The sequence below is a fragment of the Serratia sp. LACPHL-BACT-2024-00286 genome (assembly GCF_043109535.1).
GTDB classification, from domain to species: domain Bacteria; phylum Pseudomonadota; class Gammaproteobacteria; order Enterobacterales; family Enterobacteriaceae; genus Serratia; species Serratia sarumanii.
Map to the genome: position 1 here is coordinate 76,817 of NZ_JBICNA010000012.1, position 23,224 is coordinate 100,040.

The window sequence follows — 23,224 nt, forward strand, 5'->3', positions numbered from 1 at the left end:
GCTATTGCTGGTCCGATTCCGATAGGTCGTCTTGCTCTTGGCCCAAAAGCGCCAATTCCAACAATGCATAGCGGTGCTCAACGAAGTTGTGAACGTTGTTAGCCACCGTCAGTTTGAACAGCGCCGAAGCGGTGTCCTTGTCCCCCAGACTCAGGTAGTGTTTACCCAAATAGAAGTCAGTTTCACTGAGATGCTCAGCGAGCGAAGTGTTATCCGTTGCATCTGCCTTGAGGCGTTCCATCAGCGTTTTTTCGCTGATCTTGCCCAGGTAGAATTCGACAATATTCCATCCCCATTGCCCTCTGTCCGCTTTGTCATAGCGCTGCTGAAGCGCTACCTCGGCCTTCTTGGGATCGATTTCTCGCTCCACCAGATACAGCCATAACGAACGGAAGGGATCGTTTGGGTCGTCTTGATAAAACGCCTGCAGATCATCCTGCGCCAACGGGAAGCGGCCGCCATAATACAGTGCGATGCCCCGGTTTAAACGCGCGTAATTGTAAGTTGGATCAAGCTCTAGTACAGAATCAAACGCTTCATAGGCAGCATCAAAATTGCCTGCCTGCGTTAAGTAAATGCCCAGGTAGTTGAAAACTTCCGGCATGTCGGGACGTATCGCCAGCGCCTGCGAGAAATCATTGCGCGCTAATGCACGTAACCCGAGGCTATCATACAGCACACCGCGCTCATATAAAAGCTGTGCGCGTTCGTCATCCGTCAGTGCCCGGCTGGCAAGAATTTGTTCCATGCGCGCCAGGATCACTTCCTGCTGCAACGTTGGCTGCAACGGGATTGCCAAAACTTCGTCTTTACGCCAATCATGGTTGCTGCATCCTGCCAGCATGAGTGCTGTCGCAACGTAACACCAGCGCAAGAAAGGCTTCATTTCCCACTCCCGAAGACAAACATTGGATGAACGTCCTGTCCTCCGTTTGCTAAAACGCGGGCATCCTACCCGCGCGATACGAACAGCTCCCAACCCCGTGGCGGGGAGCTGTAAAACTATCTATACAGTTATTCTGCTTCAGGCGCAGGTGAACCCGCTTCCGGCGCCATCGCTTCTTTGATGCTCAGACGCACGCGGCCCTGACGGTCAACTTCCAGTACCTTAACCGGCACTTCCTGACCCATCTGCAGATAGTCGGTCACTTTCTCGACGCGCTTGTCGGCGATCTGAGAAATGTGTACCAGACCTTCTTTACCACCGCCGATAGCGACGAATGCGCCGAAATCAACGATACGGGTCACTTTACCCTGGTAGATACGGCCCACTTCGATCTCTGCCGTGATCTCTTCGATACGACGGATAGCGAATTTCGCCTTCTCCCCGTCGGTCGCAGCGATTTTAACTGTACCATCATCTTCGATTTCGATGGTAGTGCCAGTCTCTTCGGTCAGCGCGCGGATAACGGAACCGCCCTTACCGATCACGTCTTTAATCTTATCCGGGTTGATGCGGATAGTATGAATACGCGGTGCGAATTCGGAGATATCGCCGCGCGGGGTGCTGATAGCCTGTTCCATCACGCCCAGGATGTGCAGACGCGCGCCCTTGGCCTGGTTCAGAGCCACCTGCATGATTTCGCGGGTGATGCCTTCGATTTTGATGTCCATCTGCAGCGCGGTGATACCGTCGCGGCTACCGGCCACTTTGAAGTCCATGTCGCCCAGGTGATCTTCGTCACCCAGAATGTCGGACAGAACCACAAAGTTATCGGCTTCTTTCACCAGGCCCATCGCGATACCCGCAACGGCAGCCTTGATTGGCACACCGGCGTCCATCAGCGCCAGAGACGCGCCGCACACGGAAGCCATGGAAGAAGAACCGTTGGATTCGGTGATTTCAGACACCACGCGAACGGTGTACGGGAAATCTTCCGGTTTAGGCATCATAGCCAATACGCCGCGTTTCGCCAGGCGACCGTGACCGATTTCACGACGCTTAGGAGAACCGACCATGCCGGTTTCGCCCACGGAGTACGGAGGGAAGTTGTAGTGGAACAGGAAGCTGTCGGTCTTCTCGCCCATCAGCTCGTCCAGGTTCTGCGCATCGCGCGCGGTGCCCAGGGTCGCGGTAACCAGCGCCTGAGTTTCGCCACGGGTGAACAGCGCGGAACCGTGGGTGCGCGGCAGTACGCCGGTGCGCACGTCCAGGCCACGGATCATGTCTTTTTCACGGCCGTCGATACGCGGCTCGCCACGCAGTACGCGGCTGCGCACCACGTTTTTCTCCAGGTTACCCAGGATGTCCTGGATTTCGCCGGCGTCCAGCGTTTCGTCCTGCGCCAGCAGGGTTTCAACAACGCTGTCTTTGATCGCGTCAACCTGAGCGTAACGCTCTTGTTTTTCGGTGATGTGGTAAGCGTCGCCCAGACGAGCTTCGGCCAATTCAGCCACGCGCGCTTGCAGCGCTTCGTTGACCGCAGGCGCCTGCCAATCCCACTTCGGTTTGCCGGCTTCGGCAACCAGCGCGTTAATGTTTTCGATAACCACTTGCTGCTGGTCGTGGCCGAACACCACGGCGCCCAGCATCTGATCTTCGCTCAGCACGTCCGCTTCGGATTCCACCATCAGCACCGCGCCGGCGGTACCGGCAACCACCAGATCCAGACGGCTTTCTTTCAGCTCATCGGTCGTCGGGTTCAGTACGTACTGATCGTTGATGTAACCCACGCGCGCGGCGCCGATTGGGCCGTTGAACGGAATACCGGACAGGCTCAGGGCTGCGGAAGCACCGATCATCGCAACGATGTCCGGGTTCACCTGCGGGTTAACGGAAACCACGGTCGCGATCACCTGAACTTCGTTCAGGAAGTTGTCCGGGAACAGTGGACGGATCGGACGGTCGATCAGACGAGAAGTCAGGGTCTCGCCTTCGCTCGGACGGCCTTCGCGACGGAAGAAGCTGCCCGGGATGCGGCCGGCGGCGTAGGTACGCTCTTGGTAGTTAACGGTCAGCGGGAAGAAGCTCTGGCCCGGCTTGGCTTTTTTCTGGCCAACGACGGTAACGAATACGGCGGTGTCATCCATGCTCACCATAACGGCGGCGGTGGCCTGACGCGCCATCATACCGGTTTCGATGGTGACGGTATGCTGGCCATACTGGAATTTGCGAATGATCGGTGTCAGCAAAATTATATCCTTGATTAGCGGCGCGCAATCGCATTGACGACTCGACACGCCTGTGACTCGATTTGCCTTCTCACTACATCCTCGCGACTAATGACAATCCTTATCTCAGGCGGGAGATAAAGCCTCTCATTAGCCGCGCGAACCTCTGTAACGGAAGAACCTGTTTGGAAACATCAGTAATACATTAACCTGATTTGCTTATGCTTCCTAGAAGAAAGGGGCCAAAATAGGCCCCTTTCCACTGAAACTTGCTAGATTAGCGACGCAGACCCAGACGCTCGATCAGGCTGGTGTAACGTGCTACATCTTTACGCTTCAGGTAGTCCAGCAGCTTACGACGCTGAGAAACCATACGCAGCAGACCACGACGGCTGTGGTGATCTTTTTTGTGCTCGGAGAAGTGGCCTTGCAGATGGTTGATCTGCGCAGTCAGCAGGGCAACCTGAACTTCGGTAGAACCGCTGTCGTTAGTACCACGACCGAAATCAGCTACGATTTGAGCTTTAGCTTCAACACTTAGAGACATTGTAATACTCCAGATTATAGATAATAAAAACAGGCGCCGATCTCTAATTCAGCAACCCAATGCATAAGCTGCGCCATTCTACTCTTAGCGCAGTGCGATCGCAAGGCGACGCAGAGCCCCGCCGTCAGTCGAAATGCTCGACCACCAGGCGGCGCGGCGCCACGCGACCGTCCTCGGCGATGTCACCAACGCCGATGAATTTTCGCTCGTCACCCTCGGTGATGCGCACCAGGCCAGAAGCCGGCGCGCCGGCCACTTGCACCGGTTGCCCCTGCTTGACGTAGCCCGCCACCACCGGCAGCAAATTCACTTCCGGATAGTTCTCAACCGGGCTGTCCATCGGCATCAGCAGCGGATCGAGCAGCTCGCCGGGAGCGATCGCTTGTTCCTGCGCTTGCTCCAGCAGGGCGTTCAGCTGTTCCAGCGTCACCATGCGCGCGATCGGGTAAGCCGCCACCTGCAGGCGGCGCAGATAGATCACGTGCGCGCCGCAGCCCAGCAGTTCGCCGAGATCGTCGGTGATGGTGCGGATGTAGGTGCCTTTCGAGCAGTGGATCTCCAGCTCCAGCTCATCCCCTTCCCAACGGATAAACTGCAGCTCGTACACCGTGATGCTGCGCGCTTCGCGCGGCACTTCAATGCCCTGGCGCGCATACTCGTAGAGTTTCTTGCCCTGGTATTTCAGCGCCGAATACATCGACGGCACCTGCTGGATATCGCCGCGGAAGGTGTCCAGCGCCGCGTCGAGCTGCGCCTGGGTGAAGTTCACCGGGCGCTCCTGCACGATCTGGCCGTCGGCGTCGGAGGTATCGGTACGCTGTCCCAGCTTGGCGATCACCCGATAGCGCTTGTCGGAATCGAGCAGATATTGCGAAAACTTGGTCGCTTCGCCCAGGCAGATAGGCAGCATGCCGGTCGCCAGCGGATCGAGCGCGCCGGTATGGCCCGCCCGGTTGGCGTTGTACAGGCGTTTTACTTTTTGCAGCGCATCGTTGGACGACAAACCCTGCGGCTTGTCCAGCAACAGCACGCCGTGGATATCACGGCCGCGGCGACGAGGGCGACTCATTAATCCTCCTTGTCATCGCCTGAGGCGGAACGGCGCTCGGCGTCGTTCTTCACCACGTTGGTCACCAGGTTGGACATGCGCATGCCTTCCACCAGGGAGTTGTCGTAAGCGAAGGTCAGCTCCGGCACCACGCGCAGGCGCATCGCTTTGCCCAGCAGGGTGCGGATATAACCGGAAGCGTCCTGCAACGCTTTAATGCCATTGGTGACCAGATCCGGATCGTGGTTCTCTGTCAGTACGTTCAGAAAGGTGACGTAAACCTTGGCATACGCCAGGTCACGGGACACTTCTACGCCGGAAACGGTCGCCATGCCGACGCGCGGATCTTTCACTTCACGCTGCAGAATGATCGCAATCTCTTTCTGCATCTCTTGCGCCACGCGTTGGCCGCGGCTGAATTCTTTTGCCATTTTGGATTCTCCAGACAAATCGGGGGGCACAAAGGCCCCCCGTAAACAGATATAAGCAGATGTGCAATCGTTAAGCGATGGTGCGTTGAATCTCAATGATTTCGAACACTTCGATCATGTCGCCGACGCGCACGTCGTTATAGTTCTTAACGCCGATACCACATTCCATGCCGTTACGGACTTCGTTAACGTCATCTTTGAAGCGACGCAGGGATTCCAGCTCGCCTTCATAGATAACCACGTTGTCGCGCAGTACGCGGATTGGGTTGTGACGCTTGATGGTCCCTTCGGTAACCATACAGCCGGCGATAGCGCCGAACTTAGGCGATTTGAACACGTCGCGCACTTCGGCCAGGCCGATGATCTGCTGCTTGTATTCCGGCGCCAGCATACCGCTCATCGCCTGCTTCACTTCGTCGATCAGGTTATAGATCACGGAGTAGTAACGCAGATCCAGGCTTTCCGCTTCGATCACGCGGCGCGCAGAAGCGTCGGCACGCACGTTGAAGCCCAGGATGATGGCGTTGGAAGCCGCAGCCAGCGTCGCGTCGGTTTCGGTGATGCCACCTACGCCGGAACCGACAATCTTCACCTTCACTTCGTCGGTGGAGAGTTTCAGCAGCGAGTCGCTGATCGCTTCGCAAGAACCCTGTACGTCGGACTTCAGTACGATGTTCAGCTCGGACACTTCGCCGTCGGTCATGTTGGCGAACATGTTTTCCAGCTTGGACTTCTGCTGACGCGCCAGTTTGACTTCGCGGAACTTGCCCTGACGGTACAGCGCCACTTCACGCGCTTTCTTCTCGTCACGCACCACGGTCGCTTCGTCACCCGCTGCAGGCACGCTGGACAGACCCAGGATTTCCACAGGGATAGACGGACCGGCGGAGGTCACGTCACGACCCAATTCGTCGCGCATCGCACGCACACGGCCGTATTCGAAGCCGCACAGAACGATATCGCCCTTGTTCAGCGTACCTTCCTGAACCAGCACGGTAGCCACAGGGCCACGGCCTTTATCCAGGAAGGACTCGATCACCACGCCGCTCGCCATGCCGCTGCGAACTGCTTTCAGTTCCAGAACTTCGGCCTGCAGCAGGATAGCCTGCAGCAGCTCGTCGATACCGGTACCGGCTTTCGCGGACACGTGGACGAACTGCGCTTCGCCGCCCCACTCTTCCGGCATAACGCCGTACTGAGACAGCTCCTGCTTAACGCGGTCCGGATCGGCTTCCGGCTTGTCGATTTTGTTCACCGCAACCACCAACGGCACCTGCGCCGCTTTCGCGTGCTGGATAGCTTCGATGGTCTGTGGCATCACGCCGTCGTCGGCCGCCACCACCAGAACCACGATGTCAGTCGCCTGAGCACCGCGAGCACGCATCGAGGTAAACGCGGCGTGGCCCGGGGTATCCAGGAAGGTGATCATGCCGTTCTCGGTTTCTACGTGGTAGGCACCGATGTGCTGGGTAATGCCGCCGGCTTCGCCCGCCGCCACTTTGGTGGAGCGGATGTAGTCCAGCAGAGAGGTTTTACCGTGGTCAACGTGGCCCATGATGGTCACGACCGGCGCGCGCGGCTCGGCCGCAGCGCCCGTATCACGGTCGCTCATCAGCGCTTCTTCCAGCTCGTTTTCACGGCGCAGGATAACTTTGTGGCCCATCTCTTCGGCAACCAGCTGTGCGGTTTCCTGGTCGATAACCTGGTTGATGGTGGCCATGGCGCCCAGCTTCATCATCACTTTGATGACCTGAGAACCTTTTACCGCCATCTTGTTGGCCAGCTCGGCCACGGTGATGGTTTCGCCAATCACCACGTCACGGTTAACCACCTGCGCCGGCTTGTTGAAGCCCTGCTGCAGAGCGCTAGGCTTGCGTTTGCCTTTACCGCCACGGGTAACGGCACGCGCTTCTTCGCGATCCGCTTTGGATTCGGACAGCTTGTTGCCTTTCTTCTGCTTGGTGGCTTTGCCGCCGCGGGTGCGGCTGCGACGATCGCCTTCAACTTTGGCGTCGTTTTCGTCTTCCGCGGCACGGGCGTGCTGAGAGGTGGTCACGTGATAGTCGGCGCTTTCAACCGCGGCGCTTGCCGCGTCTGCCTGGGCCCACTTCTCGCCGTTCTCTTCGGCCATGCGACGGGCTTCTTCCGCCACGCGCTTGGCTTCCTCTTCAACCTTGCGGCGCACTTCCTCTTCCGCTTTGCGTTTCAGTTCAGCGGCTTCGGCTTCACGGCGTGCTTTTTCCGCCTGAGCTGGCTTGGTCATTTCGTCGGTATGTTGATTGGTCACTTTTTCTTTTTCCGCTGAATTACGCTTAGCAATCTCCGCGGCCTCACGTTTGGCTTGCTCTTCGGCTGCGCGCTTCGCTTCCGCTTCGCGTTTTGCGAGCTCTTCCGCTTCGCGCCGTGCCTGCTCTTCCGCTTCACGCTGTGCCTGCTCTGCCGCTTCAGCCAACTGGGCTTCCTGCGTATCGCGATTTACATAAGTGCGTTTCTTGCGGACCTCAATTTGCACCGATTTACTTTTACCGCCGGTGCTCGGGATATTCAAGGTGCTGCGCGTTTTGCGCTGCAAAGTGAGTTTACCCGGCGCGCTGCCGTGTTCACGGTTCAGGTGCGCCAGCAATGTTTCTTTTTCTTGCTGGGTAACAGAGTCCGACTCGGACTTGTTGATCCCTGCATCAGCAAACTGCTGTACCAGGCGATCAACCGGAGTCTGAATCTCTGCTGCCAGCGATTTTACGGTTACATCTGTCGTCATGCTGTTCCTTCCTGCTACAGTTATTACGCGTTGTCGCCAAACCAACAGATATTGCGTGCAGCCATGATCAGCTCGCCGGCTTGCTCGTCGCTAAGCCCTTCAATATCAGCCAGATCGTCAACACCCTGCTCGGCAAGATCTTCCAGCGTACAAACCCCACGCGCGGCCAGTTTAAAGGCCATGCTGCGCTCAAGACCCGGCAGGTTGAGCAAATCGTCGGCCGGTTTGTTGTCGCCCAGGCTTTCTTCTTGTGCCAGGGCCAGCGTGGTCAATGCAGCTTTGGCGCGTTCGCGCAATGCTTCAACCGTATCTTCATCCAGACCGTCGATTTCCAACAGCTCTTTGATCGGCACGTAGGCCAGCTCTTCCAGCGTGGAGAAGCCTTCTTCAACCAGTACGGTGGCGAAATCTTCGTCGATATCAAGATACTTGGTGAAGGTATCAATAGCGGCATGAGCCTCGGCCTGGTGCTTGGCCTGCAGGTCGTCCGCCGTCATCACGTTCAGTTCCCAACGATCGTCGCCGCGGTGTTGTTTCAGCAGCTGGGAAGCCAAACGCACGTTTTGGCCGTTACGGCCGATCGCCTGCGCCAGGTTGCTGGCTTCAACGGCGATATCCATGGTGCAGTTATCTTCGTCTACCACGATCGACGCGACGTCGGCCGGCGCCATGGCGTTGATGACGAATTGCGCTGGGTTATCATCCCACAGAATGATGTCGATGCGTTCGCCGCCGAGCTCGCTCGACACGGCCTGAACGCGCGCACCGCGCATACCTACGCAGGCGCCGACCGGGTCGATGCGCTTGTCGTTGGTTTTCACTGCAATTTTCGCGCGGGAGCCAGGATCGCGGGCTGCCGCTTTAATTTCAATCACTTCTTCGCCGATTTCCGGCACTTCGATGCGGAACAGTTCTTTCAGCATTTCCGAGCTGGAACGGCTGACGAACAGTTGCGCGCCGCGTGCTTCAGGACGCACGGCGTACAGTACGCCGCGAATGCGGTCGCCCGGACGGAAGTTTTCGCGCGGCAGCATGTCTTCACGGCCAATCACCGCTTCGGCGTTGTTGCCCAGATCCAGCGCGATGCTGTCACGGTTCACTTTCTTCACCACGCCGGTGACGATCTCACCTTCGTGTTCACGGAAAGCGTCAACCACCATCGCACGCTCGGCTTCGCGCACTTTCTGCACGATAACCTGCTTGGCGGTTTGGGTGGTGATGCGGTCGAAGGTCACGGATTCGATCTGATCTTCGACGTAGCCGCCGAGCTCGATGCTCGGATCCTCAAACTGAGCGGCTTCCAGCGTGATTTCACGCGTTGGCTGCGTCACTTCGTCTACGGCGACCCAACGGCGGAAGGTATCGAAATCGCCGGTTCTGCGGTCAATGCTGACGCGCACGTCGATTTCCTGCTCGTATTTTTTCTTGGTTGCGGTGGCTAATGCAGTTTCCAGCGCTTCGAAAATCTTCTCGCGCGGAAGGGATTTTTCATTGGAAACTGCTTCAACAACAGCCAGAATCTCTTTGTTCATCCTAGTTGCCTCTTCCAAACTTTAAAAGTGGGGTACCAGGTTCGCTTTCTGGATGTTGCTCAGCGCGAACACTTCATCTTTCCCTTCCACAGTAACCGTGATCATCTCGCCTTCGACAGACTTGATAATACCCTGCCACTTGCGACGGTTCTGTACCGCCATGCGCAGGACCAGGCTGACTTCTTCACCGAGGAAACGCGTATAGTGCTCTGCGGTGAACATCGGGCGATCAAGGCCAGGAGAGGAGACTTCCAAGTTGTAAGCGACCGTGATTGGATCTTCGACGTCCAATACAGCGCTGACCTGGTGGCTGACATCAGCGCAATCATCAACATTGATGCCGTTATCACTATCAATATAGATGCGGAGCGTCGATTGGCGCGCACGAATGAATTCGATGCCTACAAGCTCAAAGCCCAACGCTTCTACGGGTGCCGAAAGCATCTCTGTTAACTGTTGCTCTAATGTGGACAAGCCCACCCCCAAGACATAAAAAAAGGGCTAAATAGCCCAGTGATTCTGTTGCCAAATAACAAAAAACCCCGAAAAATCGGGGCTTTATGCAACTGGACCCTGTTTGCCGCTAGGCGGCCTCGGTACAACTTTCGAGCAAGTGTCATTTTCAAATGTTGATCGAGAAAAGCGGATTTCAATCGAAAAGTGTATTTGAAAATAAACACTTAAAGGAAAGTGGTTGCGGGGGCCGGATTTGAACCGACGACCTTCGGGTTATGAGCCCGACGAGCTACCAGGCTGCTCCACCCCGCGTCCGAAAACGTGGCAAATACTACGCCGATAATCGCAAAATTGCAAGTTATCTCTGGGATTTGGTACCGAGGATGGGACTCGAACCCACAAGCCCGTTAGGGCACTACCACCTCAAGGTAGCGTGTCTACCAATTCCACCACCTCGGTACTGATTCTTACTGCTAACGGCCGTTGTTCTTTCGAGTTCACAACCACCGTTTACAAACTTTTTTCGGCTTACTGCGGGATATCGCTGCTCGGCTTGGCAGGTGCTGCCGGCGCGGTTGTCTGCTCAGTTTTCACTGGCTGACCCAGGTTTTCCCACTCACTGCCTTTCTTGCTTTGGTTGCTGCTGAGGTTGCCCAGAATCAGGCTGATGACGAAGAACAGCGTCGCCAGCACAGCAGTCATGCGGGTCATAAAGTTACCGGAACCACTCGAACCGAACAATGTGCCTGATGCACCTGCTCCGAAAGAGGCTCCCATATCAGCGCCTTTACCTTGCTGCAACATAATCAGAGCAACCAGCCCGATTGAAATCAGCAGGAAAATTACCAGAAGAGCTTCGTACATAGTAGTACCCGTATCCTTGCGGCCTCACCGCATGCCAAATGCTTCACACTCATCAAGCAGGCGTTTTTATAAACTGCCTACTGAAGCGGGTGTGAATACTAACCAAAGCCGCCAACCCGCGCAAGGGCAATTTGCAGCCGCCGGCGCGTTTGCGGAAAAAAACGCCAACAATCGCCTATTCGGGCTCAGCTGTGCCGAGCCCGATGGCTAACTGTCTGTTTTAACCGGCGGATTTCACCGCGTCGGCGATGCGATGCGCCAGCGCGGTCACCTGCTGCTCGTCCTCGCCTTCCACCATTACGCGGATCAGCGGCTCGGTGCCCGATTTGCGCAGCAGCACCCGGCCGCGGCCAGCCAACTCGGCCTCTACCTGCTCGGTGACCTTGCGCACCGCGTCGGACTCCAGCGGATTGTGATCGCCGGCGAAGCGCACGTTGACCAGGATTTGCGGCAGCAGCTTCATGCCGCTGCACAGGTCGTGCAGGCTCATGTGGTTGCGCACCATGGCAGTCAGCACCTGCAGCCCGGCCACGATGCCGTCACCGGTGGTGGTTTTGTCCAGCAGGATCACATGGCCGGAGTTTTCCGCACCAATGCGCCAGCCCAGCTCCTGCAGCTTCTCCAGCACGTAACGGTCGCCCACTTTGGCACGAGCGAACGGAATGCCCAGCTGTTTCAGCGCCAGCTCCAGCCCCATATTGCTCATCAGGGTGCCGACCGCGCCGCCGCGCAGCTGGCCCTGACGCAGGCCTTCGCGGGCGATGATGTACAGGATCTGATCGCCGTCCACCTTGTTGCCCAGGTGATCCACCATCATCACGCGGTCGCCGTCGCCGTCAAACGCCAGGCCCACGTGCGCTTTTTCCTGCAGCACGCGCTCCTGCAGCTGACGCACGTCGGTAGCGCCGCACTTCTCGTTGATGTTCATGCCGTCCGGCTCAACGCCGATGGCGATCACCGTGGCGCCCAGCTCGCGCAGCACGCTCGGCGCGATGTGGTAGGTCGCCCCGTTGGCGCAGTCGACCACGATTTTCAGCCCCTTCAGGCTCAGCTCGCTCGGGAAGGTGCCTTTGCAGAATTCGATATAGCGGCCGGCGGCATCGATGATGCGGCTGGCTTTACCCAGCTCGGCGGACTCCACGCAGGTCAGCGGCTTTTCCATCTCGGCTTCGATAGCTTCTTCGACGTTGTCCGGCAGCTTGGCGCCGTCGATCGAGAAGAACTTGATGCCGTTGTCATAGAACGGGTTATGAGAAGCGGAAATGACGATGCCCGCTTCTGCGCGGAAGGTGCGCGTCAGATAGGCCACCGCCGGGGTGGGCATCGGCCCGGTGAAGGAGGCGGACAGCCCTGCGGCCGCCAGGCCGGCTTCCAGCGCGGACTCCAGCATATAGCCGGAGATGCGCGTATCCTTACCGATGATGATCTTACGCGAACCGTGGCGCGCCAGCACTTTACCGGCCGCCCAGCCCAGCTTCAGCACGAAGTCCGGCGTGATGGGGCTGTCTCCGACCTTGCCACGGATGCCGTCGGTGCCAAAATATTTGCGCTCGCTCATGTCTCTACTGTCCCTTAGCTGAAAGTGTTGCCTCGACGACACGCATCGCCTCGACGGTTTCTTTAACGTCATGCACTCTGACAATCTGCGCGCCCTGCATCGCCGCGATCACCGCGCAGGCCACGCTGCCGATCACCCGTTGATCCGGCGGCACGTTCAGCAGTTGCCCAATCATCGATTTACGCGACATGCCGACCAATAGCGGCAAACCGAAACGATGGAACTCCGACAACCGCGCCAGAAGCTGATAGTTGTGCGCCAAATTTTTACCGAAACCGAAGCCTGGGTCGAGCAGCAATTTCTGATTTGTTATCCCCGCCTCGTTACAGCGCCGGATATGGTGCTCGAAAAACGCCTGAACGTCGGCGATCAGGTCATCGTAGTGCGGCGCCTGCTGCATGGTGCGCGGCTGCCCTTGCATATGCATCAGACAGACCGGCAGCCCGCTTTCCGCCGCCGCCACCAGGGCACCCGGCTCCTGCAGCGAACGGATGTCGTTGATCAGGTGTGCGCCGGCGTGCGCCGATTCGCGGATCACGCCCGCTTTCGAGGTATCGACAGAGATAAAGACTTCAAAACGCTGCGCCAGCGCTTCCACCACCGGCACGACCCGTTCCAATTCTTCCTCTTCACTCACCTCTGCTGCCCCCGGCCTTGTCGACTCGCCGCCGATGTCGATCATCGTGGCGCCGGCCGAAATCAGCGCATGCGCGTGCAGCAATGCCTGGTTCAGGGTGTTGTGGCGGCCGCCGTCGGAAAACGAATCCGGCGTCACGTTGAGGATGCCCATCACCTGCGGATGGGAGAGATTGAGCGTCATGTCGCGCACGGTTAACTGCATGGTTGGTCCACCTTACTGTTGCCTGGTTCACTGCCCGCCGGGCAAAAAAAAACCCCGGCATGCCGGGGTTTGATGTTATTACACAGCCGCAGTTACTTGTCGAGCTGTTCGGACATGGTGTTGCCCGGCGTTGGGGTGCGCGGCTCATCTACCGGCGTCGGGGCTTTCGGGGTGCCGCCGTTGTCGGAGCTGTTGCCTTTGTTCGCATCGTCCCAGCCCGCAGGCGGACGCACGTCTTTGCGGTTCATCAGATCGTCGATCTGCGGCGCATCGATGGTTTCGTACTTCATCAGCGCATCCTTCATCGAGTGCAGGATGTCCATGTTTTCCATCAGCAGCGAGCGAGCACGCGTGTAGTTACGCTCGATCAGCGACTTCACTTCCTGGTCGATGATGCGCGCAGTTTCATCCGACATGTGCTTCGCCTTGGCCACGGAACGGCCCAGGAACACTTCGCCCTCTTCTTCCGCATACAGCAGCGGCCCCAGCTTCTCGGAGAAGCCCCACTGGGTCACCATGTTGCGGGCGATGGAGGTCGCCACTTTGATGTCGTTCGACGCACCGGTAGAGACTTTCTCCGGCCCGTAGATGATCTCTTCCGCCAGACGGCCGCCGTACAGGGTGGAGATTTGGCTCTCCAGCTTCTGACGGCTGGCGCTGATCGCATCCCCTTCCGGCAGGAAGAAGGTCACGCCGAGCGCACGGCCGCGAGGAATGATGGTCACCTTGTGCACCGGATCGTGTTCAGGAACCAGGCGGCCAATGATGGCGTGGCCCGCTTCGTGATACGCGGTCGACTCTTTCTGCGCTTCGGTCATCACCATGGAGCGGCGTTCCGCACCCATCATGATCTTGTCTTTGGCTTTCTCGAACTCCACCATCGACACCACGCGCTTGTTGCCGCGGGCGGCGAACAGCGCCGCTTCGTTGACCAGGTTAGCCAGATCGGCACCGGAGAAGCCCGGCGTACCGCGCGCAATGACGGAGGCGTCGATGTCGGCCGCCAACGGCACGCGGCGCATGTGCACCTTCAGGATCTGCTCACGGCCACGCACATCCGGCAGCCCGACCACGACCTGACGGTCGAAGCGGCCCGGACGCAGCAGCGCAGGGTCAAGCACGTCCGGACGGTTGGTGGCCGCGATGACGATGATGCCTTCGTTGCCTTCGAAACCGTCCATCTCAACCAGCATCTGGTTCAGGGTCTGCTCGCGCTCATCGTGACCGCCGCCCAGGCCGGCGCCACGCTGGCGACCGACGGCGTCGATTTCATCGATGAAGATGATGCACGGCGCGGCTTTCTTCGCTTGCTCGAACATGTCGCGCACGCGGGATGCACCCACACCGACGAACATTTCGACGAAGTCGGAACCGGAAATGGTGAAGAACGGCACCTTCGCTTCGCCGGCGATCGCTTTCGCCAGCAGCGTTTTACCGGTCCCCGGCGGGCCAACCATCAGCACGCCTTTCGGGATCTTGCCGCCCAGCTTCTGGAAACGGCTCGGCTCGCGCAGGTATTCCACCAGTTCGCTCACCTCTTCTTTCGCTTCGTCACAACCGGCGACATCGGCGAAAGTGGTCTTGATCTGGTCTTCCGTCAGCATGCGGGCCTTGCTCTTGCCGAAGGACATCGCGCCCTTGCCGCCGCCGCCCTGCATTTGCCGCATAAAGAAGATCCAGACCCCGATCAGCAACAGCATCGGGAACCAGGAGATAAAGATAGAAGCCAGCAGGCTCGGCTCTTCAGGCGGCTCGCCGACAACTTTCACATTCTTCGTTAACAACGTATCCAGCAACTTAGGATCGTTGACAGGGATGTAGGTCGTGTATTTGTTACTGTCTTTCTTGGTAACGTTAATTTCACGTCCGTTGATTCGCGCTTCGCGAACCTGGTCCTGGGTCAGTTCGGACATGAAGGTAGAGTAATCCACCCTACGGCCATTCGACTCGCTGGGCCCAAAGCTCTGGAATACAGACATCAACACTACCGCGATGACTAACCAGAGAATTAGGTTTTTCGCCATGTCACTCAAGGGATTAACCTCATCTTACAACTGTGTTAACAAACAGCGTTAGGGTACTACAGTTTGCGCCCTGTCGCTACAATGTACACTTCGCGCGAACGGGCGCGGGAAGCGTCTGGCTTACGAATCTTAACCTTCGTAAACAGGGAGCGAATTTCCCGTAGGTACTCGTCAAAGCCATCTCCCTGGAACACCTTCACCAGGAAACTTCCGCCTGGTGCGAGGACATCCCGACACATATCCAGCGCCAACTCCACCAGATACATCGACCTTGGAATATCGACCGCCGGGGTGCCACTCATATTCGGGGCCATATCGGACATGACCACCTGAACCTTACTCTCGCCTACTCGTTCCAACAGCGCCTTCAGCACCAGTTCATCACGAAAATCGCCCTGAAGGAAATCGACGCCAACGATAGGATCCATTGGCAAAATATCACAGGCGATGATGCGCCCGGTACCGCCGATTTGGGTGACCACATACTGCGACCAGCCGCCCGGCGCGGCGCCGAGATCCACCACGGTCATGCCCGGTTTGAACAGTTTGTCGCTCTGCTGTATTTCATCAAGTTTAAACCAGGCGCGGGAACGCAGTCCCTTTTTCTGCGCCTGCTGTACATATTTATCGCTAAAGTGTTCTTGTAACCAGCGACTGGAGCTAGCCGAACGCTTTTTATTAGCCATCTCGTTTTCCAACTATCATAAAAAGAGTCTTATGTCAGGGTCGCTGCTCACGTAGACTCACACCGGTGAAGACCGATTTGGTGATATACATGAGATGGCGGTAGAATGTACCGTTTTCAATCCCAACTTAAGCAAAAAAGACAATGAATCTGAATAATAAACAAAAACAGCACCTGAAAGGCCTGGCGCATCCGTTAAAACCGGTGGTGATGCTGGGCAATAACGGTCTTACCGAAGGGGTGCTGGCTGAAATTGAACAGGCTCTGGAGCATCACGAGCTGATCAAGGTAAAAATCGCCGCTGAAGATCGCGAAACCAAAACCCTGATCGCCGATGCTATCGTGCGTGAAACGGGCGCCTGCAATGTGCAAGTTATCGGCAGTACGCTTATTCTTTACCGCCCGTCGAAAGAGCGCAAGATCAGTCTACCGCGTTAATAACCATCAGGTTAACGAAAAGGTGCCATGCGCCTGACCAAGATAAAAGGCCGCTTGCGGCCTTTTTCCTATCTTTACAAAACGTTGGCGCATTAATGACCAACGGCCTCGATCAGAGATACTCAACCTTCAGGATCTCATACTCGACGTCGCCGCCAGGGGTTTTGATCACCACCACATCGTCTTGCTCTTTGCCGATCAGGCCGCGCGCCATCGGCGAGTTTACCGAAATCAGATTTTTCTTGAAATCGGCCTCATCGTCGCCAACGATGCGGTAAGTCACTTCTTCTTCACTGTCCAGATTCATCACCGATACGGTGGCGCCGAAGATCACTCGGCCGGTGTTCGGCATCTTGGTGATATCGATCACCTGAGCATTGGACAGCTTGGCTTCGATTTCCTGAATGCGGCCTTCGCAGAAACCCTGCTGTTCGCGGGCGGCGTGGTACTCGGCATTCTCTTTCAAATCGCCGTGCTCGCGCGCTTCCGCGATGTCCGCAATGATTTTCGGGCGGCGCACGCTTTTCAGATATTCGAGCTCTTCGCGCAGTTTTTCAGCGCCAAACAAGGTCATCGGAATTTGGTTCATCGTATAAATACCTCTAAATCTTTCCTGTTCAAATAACCGTCATCCTGACGTATTCGTATGAAAACACGGTTGGCATACCGCCACCCGCCTCCAGGCGACAAACAAAAGAAACCTGACTCGGAACGGAGCCCAAGCCAAGATCGGTTTTGCATTTTGATACGCATTTTAGCCTAGAGTTCCTTGAGGGTCATCGTTTACTTTTTCCCTGATTGCACCGTAGTATGACGGCACGTTATCCAGCTGTTATCCCGAGATTATGCGTTTTTCACGAATTGTCAGTGCATTGGCTTGCGCATTTGTTCTGAATGCGAATGCGGCCCCGGTTGAAGAGTACACACAATATCTGCCTGATGGGGCCAACCTTGCCCTGGTCGTTCAGAAAATCGGTGCCGGCGCGCCGACGATCGATTATCACTCTCAGCAGATGGCGCTGCCGGCCAGTACCCAAAAAGTGCTGACGGCGCTGGCGGCATTGCTGCAACTCGGGCCCGATTACCGTTTCACCACCACGCTGGAGAGCCAGGGCGATATCCGCGACGGCGTGCTGCGCGGCAACCTGATCGCCCGCTTCAGCGGCGATCCGACCTTCAAACGCCAGAGCCTGCGCAATATGGTGGCCGTCCTGAAGAAACAGGGCGTGCGCCAAATCAGCGGCGACGTGCTGGTCGATACCTCGGTCTTCGCCAGCCATGACAAGGCGCCCGGCTGGCCGTGGAACGATCTGACGCAGTGCTTCAGCGCGCCGCCGGCCGCCGCCATCGTCGATCGCAACTGTTTCTCGGTCTCGCTGTACAGCGCGCCGAATCCGGGCGACATGGCGTTTATCCGCGTCGCCTCCTATTATCCGGTCAATATGTTTAGCCAGGTGCGCACCCTGGCGCGCGGCTCTGCAGACGCGCAGTACTGCGAACTGGACGTGGTGCCGGGCGAGCTGAACCGCTTTACCCTGACCGGCTGCCTGACGCAGCGCAGCGAACCGCTGCCGCTGGCCTTCGCCATCCAGGACGGTGCCAGCTATGCGGGCGCCATCCTGAAAGACGAACTGATCCAGGCCGGCATCCAGATCGACGGGCACTTGAAACGCCAGACGCGTCCCGGCATCACCGGCACGGTGATCGCGCAAACCCAGTCGGCGCCGCTGCACGATCTGTTGAAGATCATGCTGAAAAAATCGGACAACATGATCGCCGATACCGTCTTCCGCACCATCGGCCACGAACGCTTCGGCGTGCCGGGCACCTGGCGAGCGGGTGCCGATGCGGTACGTCAGGTGCTGCGCCAGAAGGCCGGCATCGATCTGGGCAACACCATCATCGCCGACGGCTCCGGCCTGTCGCGCCACAACCTGCTGGCGCCGGCGACCATGATGCAGGCGCTGCAGTACATCGCGCAGCACGACAACGAGCTGAACTTCATCTCGATGCTGCCGCTGTCCGGCTATGACGGCACCCTGCGCTATCGCGGCGGCCTGCACGAAGCCGGCGTCGACGGCAAAGTGTCGGCCAAGACCGGCGCGCTGCAGGGCGTGTACAACCTGGCGGGCTTCATCACCACCGCCAGCGGCCAGCGCATGGCCTTCGTGCAGTATCTCTCCGGCTACGCCGTGCCGCCGGAGGATCAGAAACAGCGCCGCGCGCCGCTGGTGCGTTTCGAAAGCCGCCTGTATCGGGATATTTACCAAAACAACTGAGGATCATCATGAAGCTGCTAGTCGTTGAGGATGATGAACTGTTGCAACAGGGGCTGGCGCTGGCGCTGACCGGCGAAGGTTACGTCTGCGACTGCGCCGCCACGGCGGCGGAGGCCAACAGCCTGCTCATCACCAGCCAATACAGCATGGTGATCCTGGATCTCGGCCTGCCGGACACCGACGGCGCCGCGCTGCTGCGGCAGTGGCGCCGCCAACAGATCGATCTGCCGGTGCTGATCCTGACCGCCCGCGACGCGCTGGAAGACCGCGTCGACGGGCTGGACGCCGGCGCCGACGACTACCTGGTCAAACCCTTCGCGCTGGTCGAGCTGCAGGCGCGCGTGCGCGCCCTCCTGCGGCGCTACCAGGGGCACAGCGACAATCTGATGCAGGTGGACGATCTGCAGCTGAACCTCTCCAGCCAGCAGGTTTACCTGCAGCAGCAGCCGGTGGAGGTCACGCCGAAAGAGTTCGCCATTCTGGCGCGTCTTATCATGCGTGCCGGGCAGACGGTCAACCGTGAACTCCTGCAGCAGGATCTCTACACCTGGCAGGACGACTTGGGCTCCAACACGCTGGAAGTGCACATTCACAACCTGCGCCGCAAACTGGGCAAGGATCGCATCCGCACCGTGCGCGGCATCGGCTACCGCCTGGAACCCTCCTCATGATCAGCATGCGCCGCCGCCTGCTGCTGATGCTGGCGCTGATCCTGCTGGTCACGCAACTCATCAGCGCCTTCTGGCTGTGGCACGAAAGCCAGGAACAGATCGGCTTCCTGGTGGACGAAACCCTGTCCGCCAAAGTGCGTACCGAACGCGTCGATAGCGAGATCGCCGAGGCCATCGCGTCGCTGTTGGCGCCTTCGCTGATCATGATGATCGTCACGCTGCTGGCGTCGTTTTGGGCCATCAGCTGGATCATCCGCCCGCTCAACCAATTGCAGAAACGGCTGGAAAAGCGCTCTGCCGATAACCTGACGCCGCTGCCGATCGCCAGCGACAGCCAGGAAATGGTGGCGGTCACCAATGCACTCAATCAGCTGTTCTCACGATTGGACAACACCATTCAACAGGAACGCCTGTTCACCGCCGACGCCGCCCACGAGCTGCGCACGCCGCTGGCCGGCATCCGCCTGCATCTGGAACTGATGGAGAAACAGGGCGTCAAGGGCAGCCAGGCGCTGATCGCCCGCATCGATCAGCTGATGCACACCGTCGAGCAGTTGCTGATGCTGTCGCGCGCCGGGCAAGACTTCGCCCGCGGCCATTATCAGCATGTCGATTGGGTGGCCGATGTGATCCAGCCGCTGCGTGAAGAGCTCGACGAAATGGCCGCCCAACGCGGACAGACGCTGGACTGGCACTTGCCGGCTACTGCCACAGTAAACGGCGATCCGGTGCTGCTGCGGCTGCTGCTGCGCAACCTGGTCGAAAACGCCCACCGTTACGGCCCTGAAGGCGGCGCGATACAGGTGCAGTTAACGCCGCAAGACAACGGCTATCTGCTGCAGGTCATCGACGATGGCCCGGGTATCAAGGAAGAGATGGTCGGGGAGCTGACGCAGGCGTTTCGCCGCATGGATCAACGCTACGGCGGCAGTGGGCTGGGCCTGAATATCGTGATCCGCATCGTGCAGTTGCACCAGGGGCGTTTGACGCTGGAAAACCGCCGCGATGCGCGCGGCCTGAACGCCCAGTGCTGGCTGCCGGAAAAGGCGCTTAAATAACAAGGGCTCAGCGTTGCTGAGCCCCTTATCACCGAATTACTTCTGGTAAATGATTTCGACGCCTTCGTCGTCGTCTTCGTCCCAGTCGTCATCCCAGTCATCTTCCGCTTCGGCTTCCACTTCCGCGATTTGCTCGCGGTGGTAGTCATCCCACATGAATTCGACTTTTTCCGGTGCGCTTTCTTCGATCGCCATCGCTTTCGGCTGGGTGTTGATGAAGTTCATCACGTCCCAGCACAGCGCGTTGACGCCTTCGCGGTTGGCGGCGGAGATCATGTAGTACTTCCCTTCCCAGCCCATGCCTTCCACAATCGCCTTGGCGCGTTCGGCGGCTTCTTCCTCACCAATCACATCAATTTTGTTGAACACCAGCCAGCGAGGCTTCTGCGCCAGATTTTCGCTGTATTGGTTCAACTCGTTGATGATGACTTTGGCGTTCTCCACCGGATCGGATTCGTCGATCGGCGCGATGTCCACCAGGTGCAGCAGCACGCGGCAACGCTCCAGGTGTTTCAGGAAGCGAATGCCCAGGCCCGCGCCTTCGGAGGCGCCCTCGATCAGCCCCGGAATGTCGGCGACCACAAAGCTCTGCTCGTGGTCCATACGCACCACGCCCAGGCTCGGCACCAGCGTAGTGAACGGATAATCGGCCACCTTCGGCTTGGCGGCGGACACCGCGCGGATGAAGGTCGATTTACCGGCGTTCGGCAGCCCCAGCATGCCTACATCGGCCAGCAGCAACAGCTCCAGCAACAGGTCGCGCGCTTCGCCGGCGGTACCCAGCGTCTTCTGACGCGGCGCTCGGTTGACCGAAGATTTGAAACGGGTGTTGCCCAGGCCGTGCCAGCCGCCTTTAGCGACCATCAGCTTTTGCTCGTGGCGGGTCATGTCGCCGAGGATCTCGCCGGTGCCCTGATCCTTCACGCGCGTGCCGACCGGCACCTTGATGATGACGTCTTTACCGCGTTTACCGGTACAGTCGCGGCTCTGACCATTCTGGCCGCGCTCGGCGCGGAAAGACTTCTCAAAACGGTAGTCGATCAGGGTGTTGAGGTTCTCGTCCGCCAGCAGGTAGACGTCGCCGCCGTCGCCGCCGTCGCCGCCGTCAGGCCCACCGTTGGGAATATATTTTTCGCGGCGGAAGCTGACGCATCCGTTACCACCGTCGCCTGCAACGACCAGAATCGCTGCTTCATCTACAAACTTCATTTACCGTCTCCGTAAATCATTCACCGGATTGCTTCAAAGGAGCAACCAGGGGGGGTTCTGCCCGTCGCGGCCACCACCGGTGACCAATTGCGGAAAACATGGCGCCCGCCACAACCACAAACGCACCTACATAGCCGACGATGTTCAGCGTCGGCGCGGCGAATGCCTGGGGCCAGGCCAACGCCAATAAATCTGAAAACAGCAGGGTAAAAAGCGGGGTCAGCGTCACCAACGCGCTTACCTGCGCCGCCTGCCAACGCGCCATCGCCTCTGCCAGCGCGCCGTAGCCGATCAGCGTATTGGCGCCGCAAAACAGCAAACACGCCAATTGCCAGCCGCTCAGCTGGAAAATCACCTCGGGTTTGGCCAGAGGGAACAACGCCATCGCACATAAAGTGTACAACATAACCAGGATCTGCGGCGAAGCCAGCCGGCGCAGCAACACCTTCTGCGCCACGCCATAGCTCACCCAGACCATCGCCGCGCACACGCCCAGCATGACGCCCAGCGTGTAGTCCGTCAGCCGGGTGAAGATCTCTATCAGACTGACGTTGAAAAACAGCATCAGTCCGCAAATCAGCATCAGGGCGCCAATGACCTGGGTGACGCGCATGCGTTCTTTTAAAATCAGCACGCTGGCGAACATCATGCCCACCGGCGACAGCTGGCCAATCACCTGCGACGCCGTCGGGCTCAGGTATTGCAGCGAGGAGCTGAAGAACACAAAGTTGCCCAGCAGCCCCGCCGTCGCGATCGCCAACAGCAGCAGCCAACGCGGCTGGCGGAACATCGTCAGCGGCGGCAGCTTGCCGCGCACCGCGAGGATCGCGCCCAAACCGATGGCGGCCATGGTAAAGCGATACCAGACAACGGTAAACGGCTCCATCACCACCAACACTTCTTTCATCGCAATCGGCAACGCGCCCCAGCAAACCGCCGTGGTTAACGCCAGAGAAATGCCAACGCCGACCTGCTGCTTCGTATCCATATCACCTTCGCCAACGCTGACGGGCCTGCCCTCAGGCAACCCATAAATGTAAAAAGCCCCGCAACGAATTGCGGGGCTTACATCTATTTCGTAAGGCTCGAAAAATTATTCAGCTTCGATGCTGATGAATTTACGATTGCTCGGGCCTTTAACTTCGAATTTGACTTTACCGTCTTTCAAAGCAAACAGAGTGTGGTCTTTGCCGCAACCCACGTTGGTACCAGCGTGGAATTTGGTGCCGCGCTGACGAACGATGATGCTGCCTGCCAGTACTGCTTCGCCGCCAAAGCGTTTTACGCCCAGACGTTTAGCTTCTGAATCGCGACCGTTACGAGTCGAGCCGCCAGCCTTTTTGTGTGCCATTAATCCGCTCTCCTAACTTAAGCGCTGATGCCGGTGATTTTAACGTCAGTGAACCACTGACGGTGGCCCTGCTGCTTACGGTGGTGTTTACGACGACGAAACTTAACAATTTTAATTTTCTCGCCACGACCGTGAGCAACGACTTCAGCTTTGATCTTGCCGCCATCGACGAAAGGAACGCCGATTTTGATATCTTCGCCATTAGCGATCATCAGAATCTGGTCAAACTCAACCGCTTCACCAGTTGCGATGTCCAGCTTTTCCAAGCGAACGGTCTGACCTTCGCTTACTCGGTGTTGTTTACCACCACTTTGGAAAACCGCGTACATATAAAACTCCGCTTTCCGCGTGCCCGACTGTGTT

At 58.1% G+C, this 23,224-nt stretch carries 22 protein-coding genes and 2 tRNA genes; 4 read left to right on the forward strand and 20 right to left on the reverse strand.

Annotation, left to right across the window (positions count from 1 at the left end; all coding sequences use genetic code 11):
- Window position 1 precedes the first annotated feature (1 nt).
- The 15 genes from nlpI to rlmE all read right to left on the reverse strand — a co-directional run bounded on the left by nlpI (window position 2) and on the right by rlmE (window position 15,856).
- Complete coding sequence (gene nlpI, locus ACF8MC_RS24365) at window positions 2-886, reverse strand: lipoprotein NlpI (RefSeq protein ID WP_033636826.1); 885 nt, start codon at window positions 884-886, stop codon at window positions 2-4.
- A gap of 128 nt (window positions 887-1,014) precedes the next feature.
- Window positions 1,015-3,132: a polyribonucleotide nucleotidyltransferase gene (pnp, locus tag ACF8MC_RS24370; RefSeq protein ID WP_033636825.1), complete on the reverse strand. Its 2,118-nt coding sequence runs from the start codon at window positions 3,130-3,132 to the stop codon at window positions 1,015-1,017.
- A 256-nt stretch (window positions 3,133-3,388) separates the two neighbouring features.
- Window positions 3,389-3,658 (reverse strand): 30S ribosomal protein S15, encoded by a 270-nt coding sequence (gene rpsO / locus ACF8MC_RS24375; RefSeq protein ID WP_004933502.1) that lies wholly within the window; start codon window positions 3,656-3,658, stop codon window positions 3,389-3,391.
- A 124-nt stretch (window positions 3,659-3,782) separates the two neighbouring features.
- Window positions 3,783-4,727 carry a tRNA pseudouridine(55) synthase TruB gene (gene truB, locus ACF8MC_RS24380; RefSeq protein ID WP_164105440.1) on the reverse strand — a complete coding sequence of 315 codons (945 nt, stop codon included), beginning with the start codon at window positions 4,725-4,727 and terminating at the stop codon, window positions 3,783-3,785.
- Window positions 4,727-5,137, reverse strand: a complete 411-nt coding sequence (gene rbfA / locus ACF8MC_RS24385) for a 30S ribosome-binding factor RbfA (RefSeq protein WP_004933508.1) — start codon at window positions 5,135-5,137, stop codon at window positions 4,727-4,729. The genes truB and rbfA overlap by 1 nt, the downstream gene beginning before the upstream one ends.
- Window positions 5,138-5,207: 70 nt before the next feature.
- Window positions 5,208-7,895, reverse strand: a complete 2,688-nt coding sequence (gene infB, locus ACF8MC_RS24390) for a translation initiation factor IF-2 (RefSeq protein ID WP_033652759.1) — start codon at window positions 7,893-7,895, stop codon at window positions 5,208-5,210.
- 23 nt (window positions 7,896-7,918) lie between these two features.
- On the reverse strand, window positions 7,919-9,427 hold the full coding sequence (gene nusA, locus ACF8MC_RS24395) for a transcription termination factor NusA (protein WP_019453340.1): 1,509 nt from the start codon (window positions 9,425-9,427) through the stop codon (window positions 7,919-7,921).
- A 21-nt stretch (window positions 9,428-9,448) separates the two neighbouring features.
- Window positions 9,449-9,901, reverse strand: coding sequence for a ribosome maturation factor RimP (gene rimP / locus ACF8MC_RS24400; RefSeq protein ID WP_028127574.1), 453 nt, complete (start codon window positions 9,899-9,901; stop codon window positions 9,449-9,451).
- Window positions 9,902-10,118: 217 nt separating this feature from the next.
- Window positions 10,119-10,195, reverse strand: a tRNA-Met gene (locus tag ACF8MC_RS24405).
- Window positions 10,196-10,255: 60 nt separating this feature from the next.
- A tRNA-Leu gene (locus ACF8MC_RS24410) sits at window positions 10,256-10,342 on the reverse strand.
- Between the two features lie 69 nt (window positions 10,343-10,411).
- The gene (gene secG / locus ACF8MC_RS24415; protein WP_004933519.1) at window positions 10,412-10,747 is read right to left on the reverse strand and encodes a preprotein translocase subunit SecG; all 336 of its coding nucleotides are present in this window, start codon (window positions 10,745-10,747) and stop codon (window positions 10,412-10,414) included.
- A gap of 220 nt (window positions 10,748-10,967) precedes the next feature.
- Window positions 10,968-12,305 (reverse strand): phosphoglucosamine mutase, encoded by a 1,338-nt coding sequence (glmM, locus tag ACF8MC_RS24420; RefSeq protein ID WP_033636821.1) that lies wholly within the window; start codon window positions 12,303-12,305, stop codon window positions 10,968-10,970.
- Between the two features lie 4 nt (window positions 12,306-12,309).
- A complete protein-coding gene (gene folP / locus ACF8MC_RS24425; RefSeq protein WP_164105443.1) occupies window positions 12,310-13,146 on the reverse strand; it encodes a dihydropteroate synthase in 837 nt (278 codons plus the stop codon).
- Between the two features lie 92 nt (window positions 13,147-13,238).
- A complete protein-coding gene (gene ftsH / locus ACF8MC_RS24430; protein ID WP_004933529.1) occupies window positions 13,239-15,170 on the reverse strand; it encodes an ATP-dependent zinc metalloprotease FtsH in 1,932 nt (643 codons plus the stop codon).
- A gap of 56 nt (window positions 15,171-15,226) precedes the next feature.
- Window positions 15,227-15,856, reverse strand: a complete 630-nt coding sequence (gene rlmE / locus ACF8MC_RS24435) for a 23S rRNA (uridine(2552)-2'-O)-methyltransferase RlmE (RefSeq protein WP_004933533.1) — start codon at window positions 15,854-15,856, stop codon at window positions 15,227-15,229.
- A gap of 143 nt (window positions 15,857-15,999) precedes the next feature.
- Here rlmE and yhbY point away from each other — a divergent pair, with 143 nt between their 5' ends.
- Window positions 16,000-16,293 carry a ribosome assembly RNA-binding protein YhbY gene (yhbY, locus tag ACF8MC_RS24440; protein ID WP_004933536.1) on the forward strand — a complete coding sequence of 98 codons (294 nt, stop codon included), beginning with the start codon at window positions 16,000-16,002 and terminating at the stop codon, window positions 16,291-16,293.
- 112 nt (window positions 16,294-16,405) lie between these two features.
- Here the strand turns inward: yhbY and greA are convergent, their stop codons facing one another.
- Window positions 16,406-16,882 (reverse strand): transcription elongation factor GreA, encoded by a 477-nt coding sequence (gene greA / locus ACF8MC_RS24445; protein WP_004933539.1) that lies wholly within the window; start codon window positions 16,880-16,882, stop codon window positions 16,406-16,408.
- 256 nt (window positions 16,883-17,138) lie between these two features.
- Here greA and dacB point away from each other — a divergent pair, with 256 nt between their 5' ends.
- From dacB to pmrB, 3 genes are read left to right on the forward strand one after another with little or no spacing between them, the layout of a single operon-like run.
- Window positions 17,139-18,572, forward strand: coding sequence for a serine-type D-Ala-D-Ala carboxypeptidase (dacB, locus tag ACF8MC_RS24450; protein WP_033648675.1), 1,434 nt, complete (start codon window positions 17,139-17,141; stop codon window positions 18,570-18,572).
- 8 nt (window positions 18,573-18,580) lie between these two features.
- Complete coding sequence (pmrA, locus tag ACF8MC_RS24455) at window positions 18,581-19,243, forward strand: two-component system response regulator PmrA (RefSeq protein ID WP_033648677.1); 663 nt, start codon at window positions 18,581-18,583, stop codon at window positions 19,241-19,243.
- Complete coding sequence (pmrB, locus tag ACF8MC_RS24460) at window positions 19,240-20,301, forward strand: two-component system sensor histidine kinase PmrB (RefSeq protein WP_033655295.1); 1,062 nt, start codon at window positions 19,240-19,242, stop codon at window positions 20,299-20,301. The genes pmrA and pmrB overlap by 4 nt, the downstream gene beginning before the upstream one ends.
- A 36-nt stretch (window positions 20,302-20,337) precedes the next feature.
- On the opposite strand, the gene cgtA is transcribed toward pmrB, so the two are convergent.
- The 4 genes from cgtA to rplU all read right to left on the reverse strand — a co-directional run bounded on the left by cgtA (window position 20,338) and on the right by rplU (window position 23,190).
- Window positions 20,338-21,510, reverse strand: coding sequence for an Obg family GTPase CgtA (gene cgtA, locus ACF8MC_RS24465; RefSeq protein WP_004933553.1), 1,173 nt, complete (start codon window positions 21,508-21,510; stop codon window positions 20,338-20,340).
- 16 nt (window positions 21,511-21,526) lie between these two features.
- Window positions 21,527-22,498, reverse strand: a complete 972-nt coding sequence (locus tag ACF8MC_RS24470; RefSeq protein ID WP_164105445.1) for a DMT family transporter — start codon at window positions 22,496-22,498, stop codon at window positions 21,527-21,529.
- A gap of 105 nt (window positions 22,499-22,603) precedes the next feature.
- Window positions 22,604-22,861, reverse strand: coding sequence for a 50S ribosomal protein L27 (gene rpmA / locus ACF8MC_RS24475; protein WP_004933559.1), 258 nt, complete (start codon window positions 22,859-22,861; stop codon window positions 22,604-22,606).
- A gap of 17 nt (window positions 22,862-22,878) precedes the next feature.
- Window positions 22,879-23,190 carry a 50S ribosomal protein L21 gene (gene rplU / locus ACF8MC_RS24480; RefSeq protein WP_004933561.1) on the reverse strand — a complete coding sequence of 104 codons (312 nt, stop codon included), beginning with the start codon at window positions 23,188-23,190 and terminating at the stop codon, window positions 22,879-22,881.
- Window positions 23,191-23,224 lie beyond the last annotated feature (34 nt).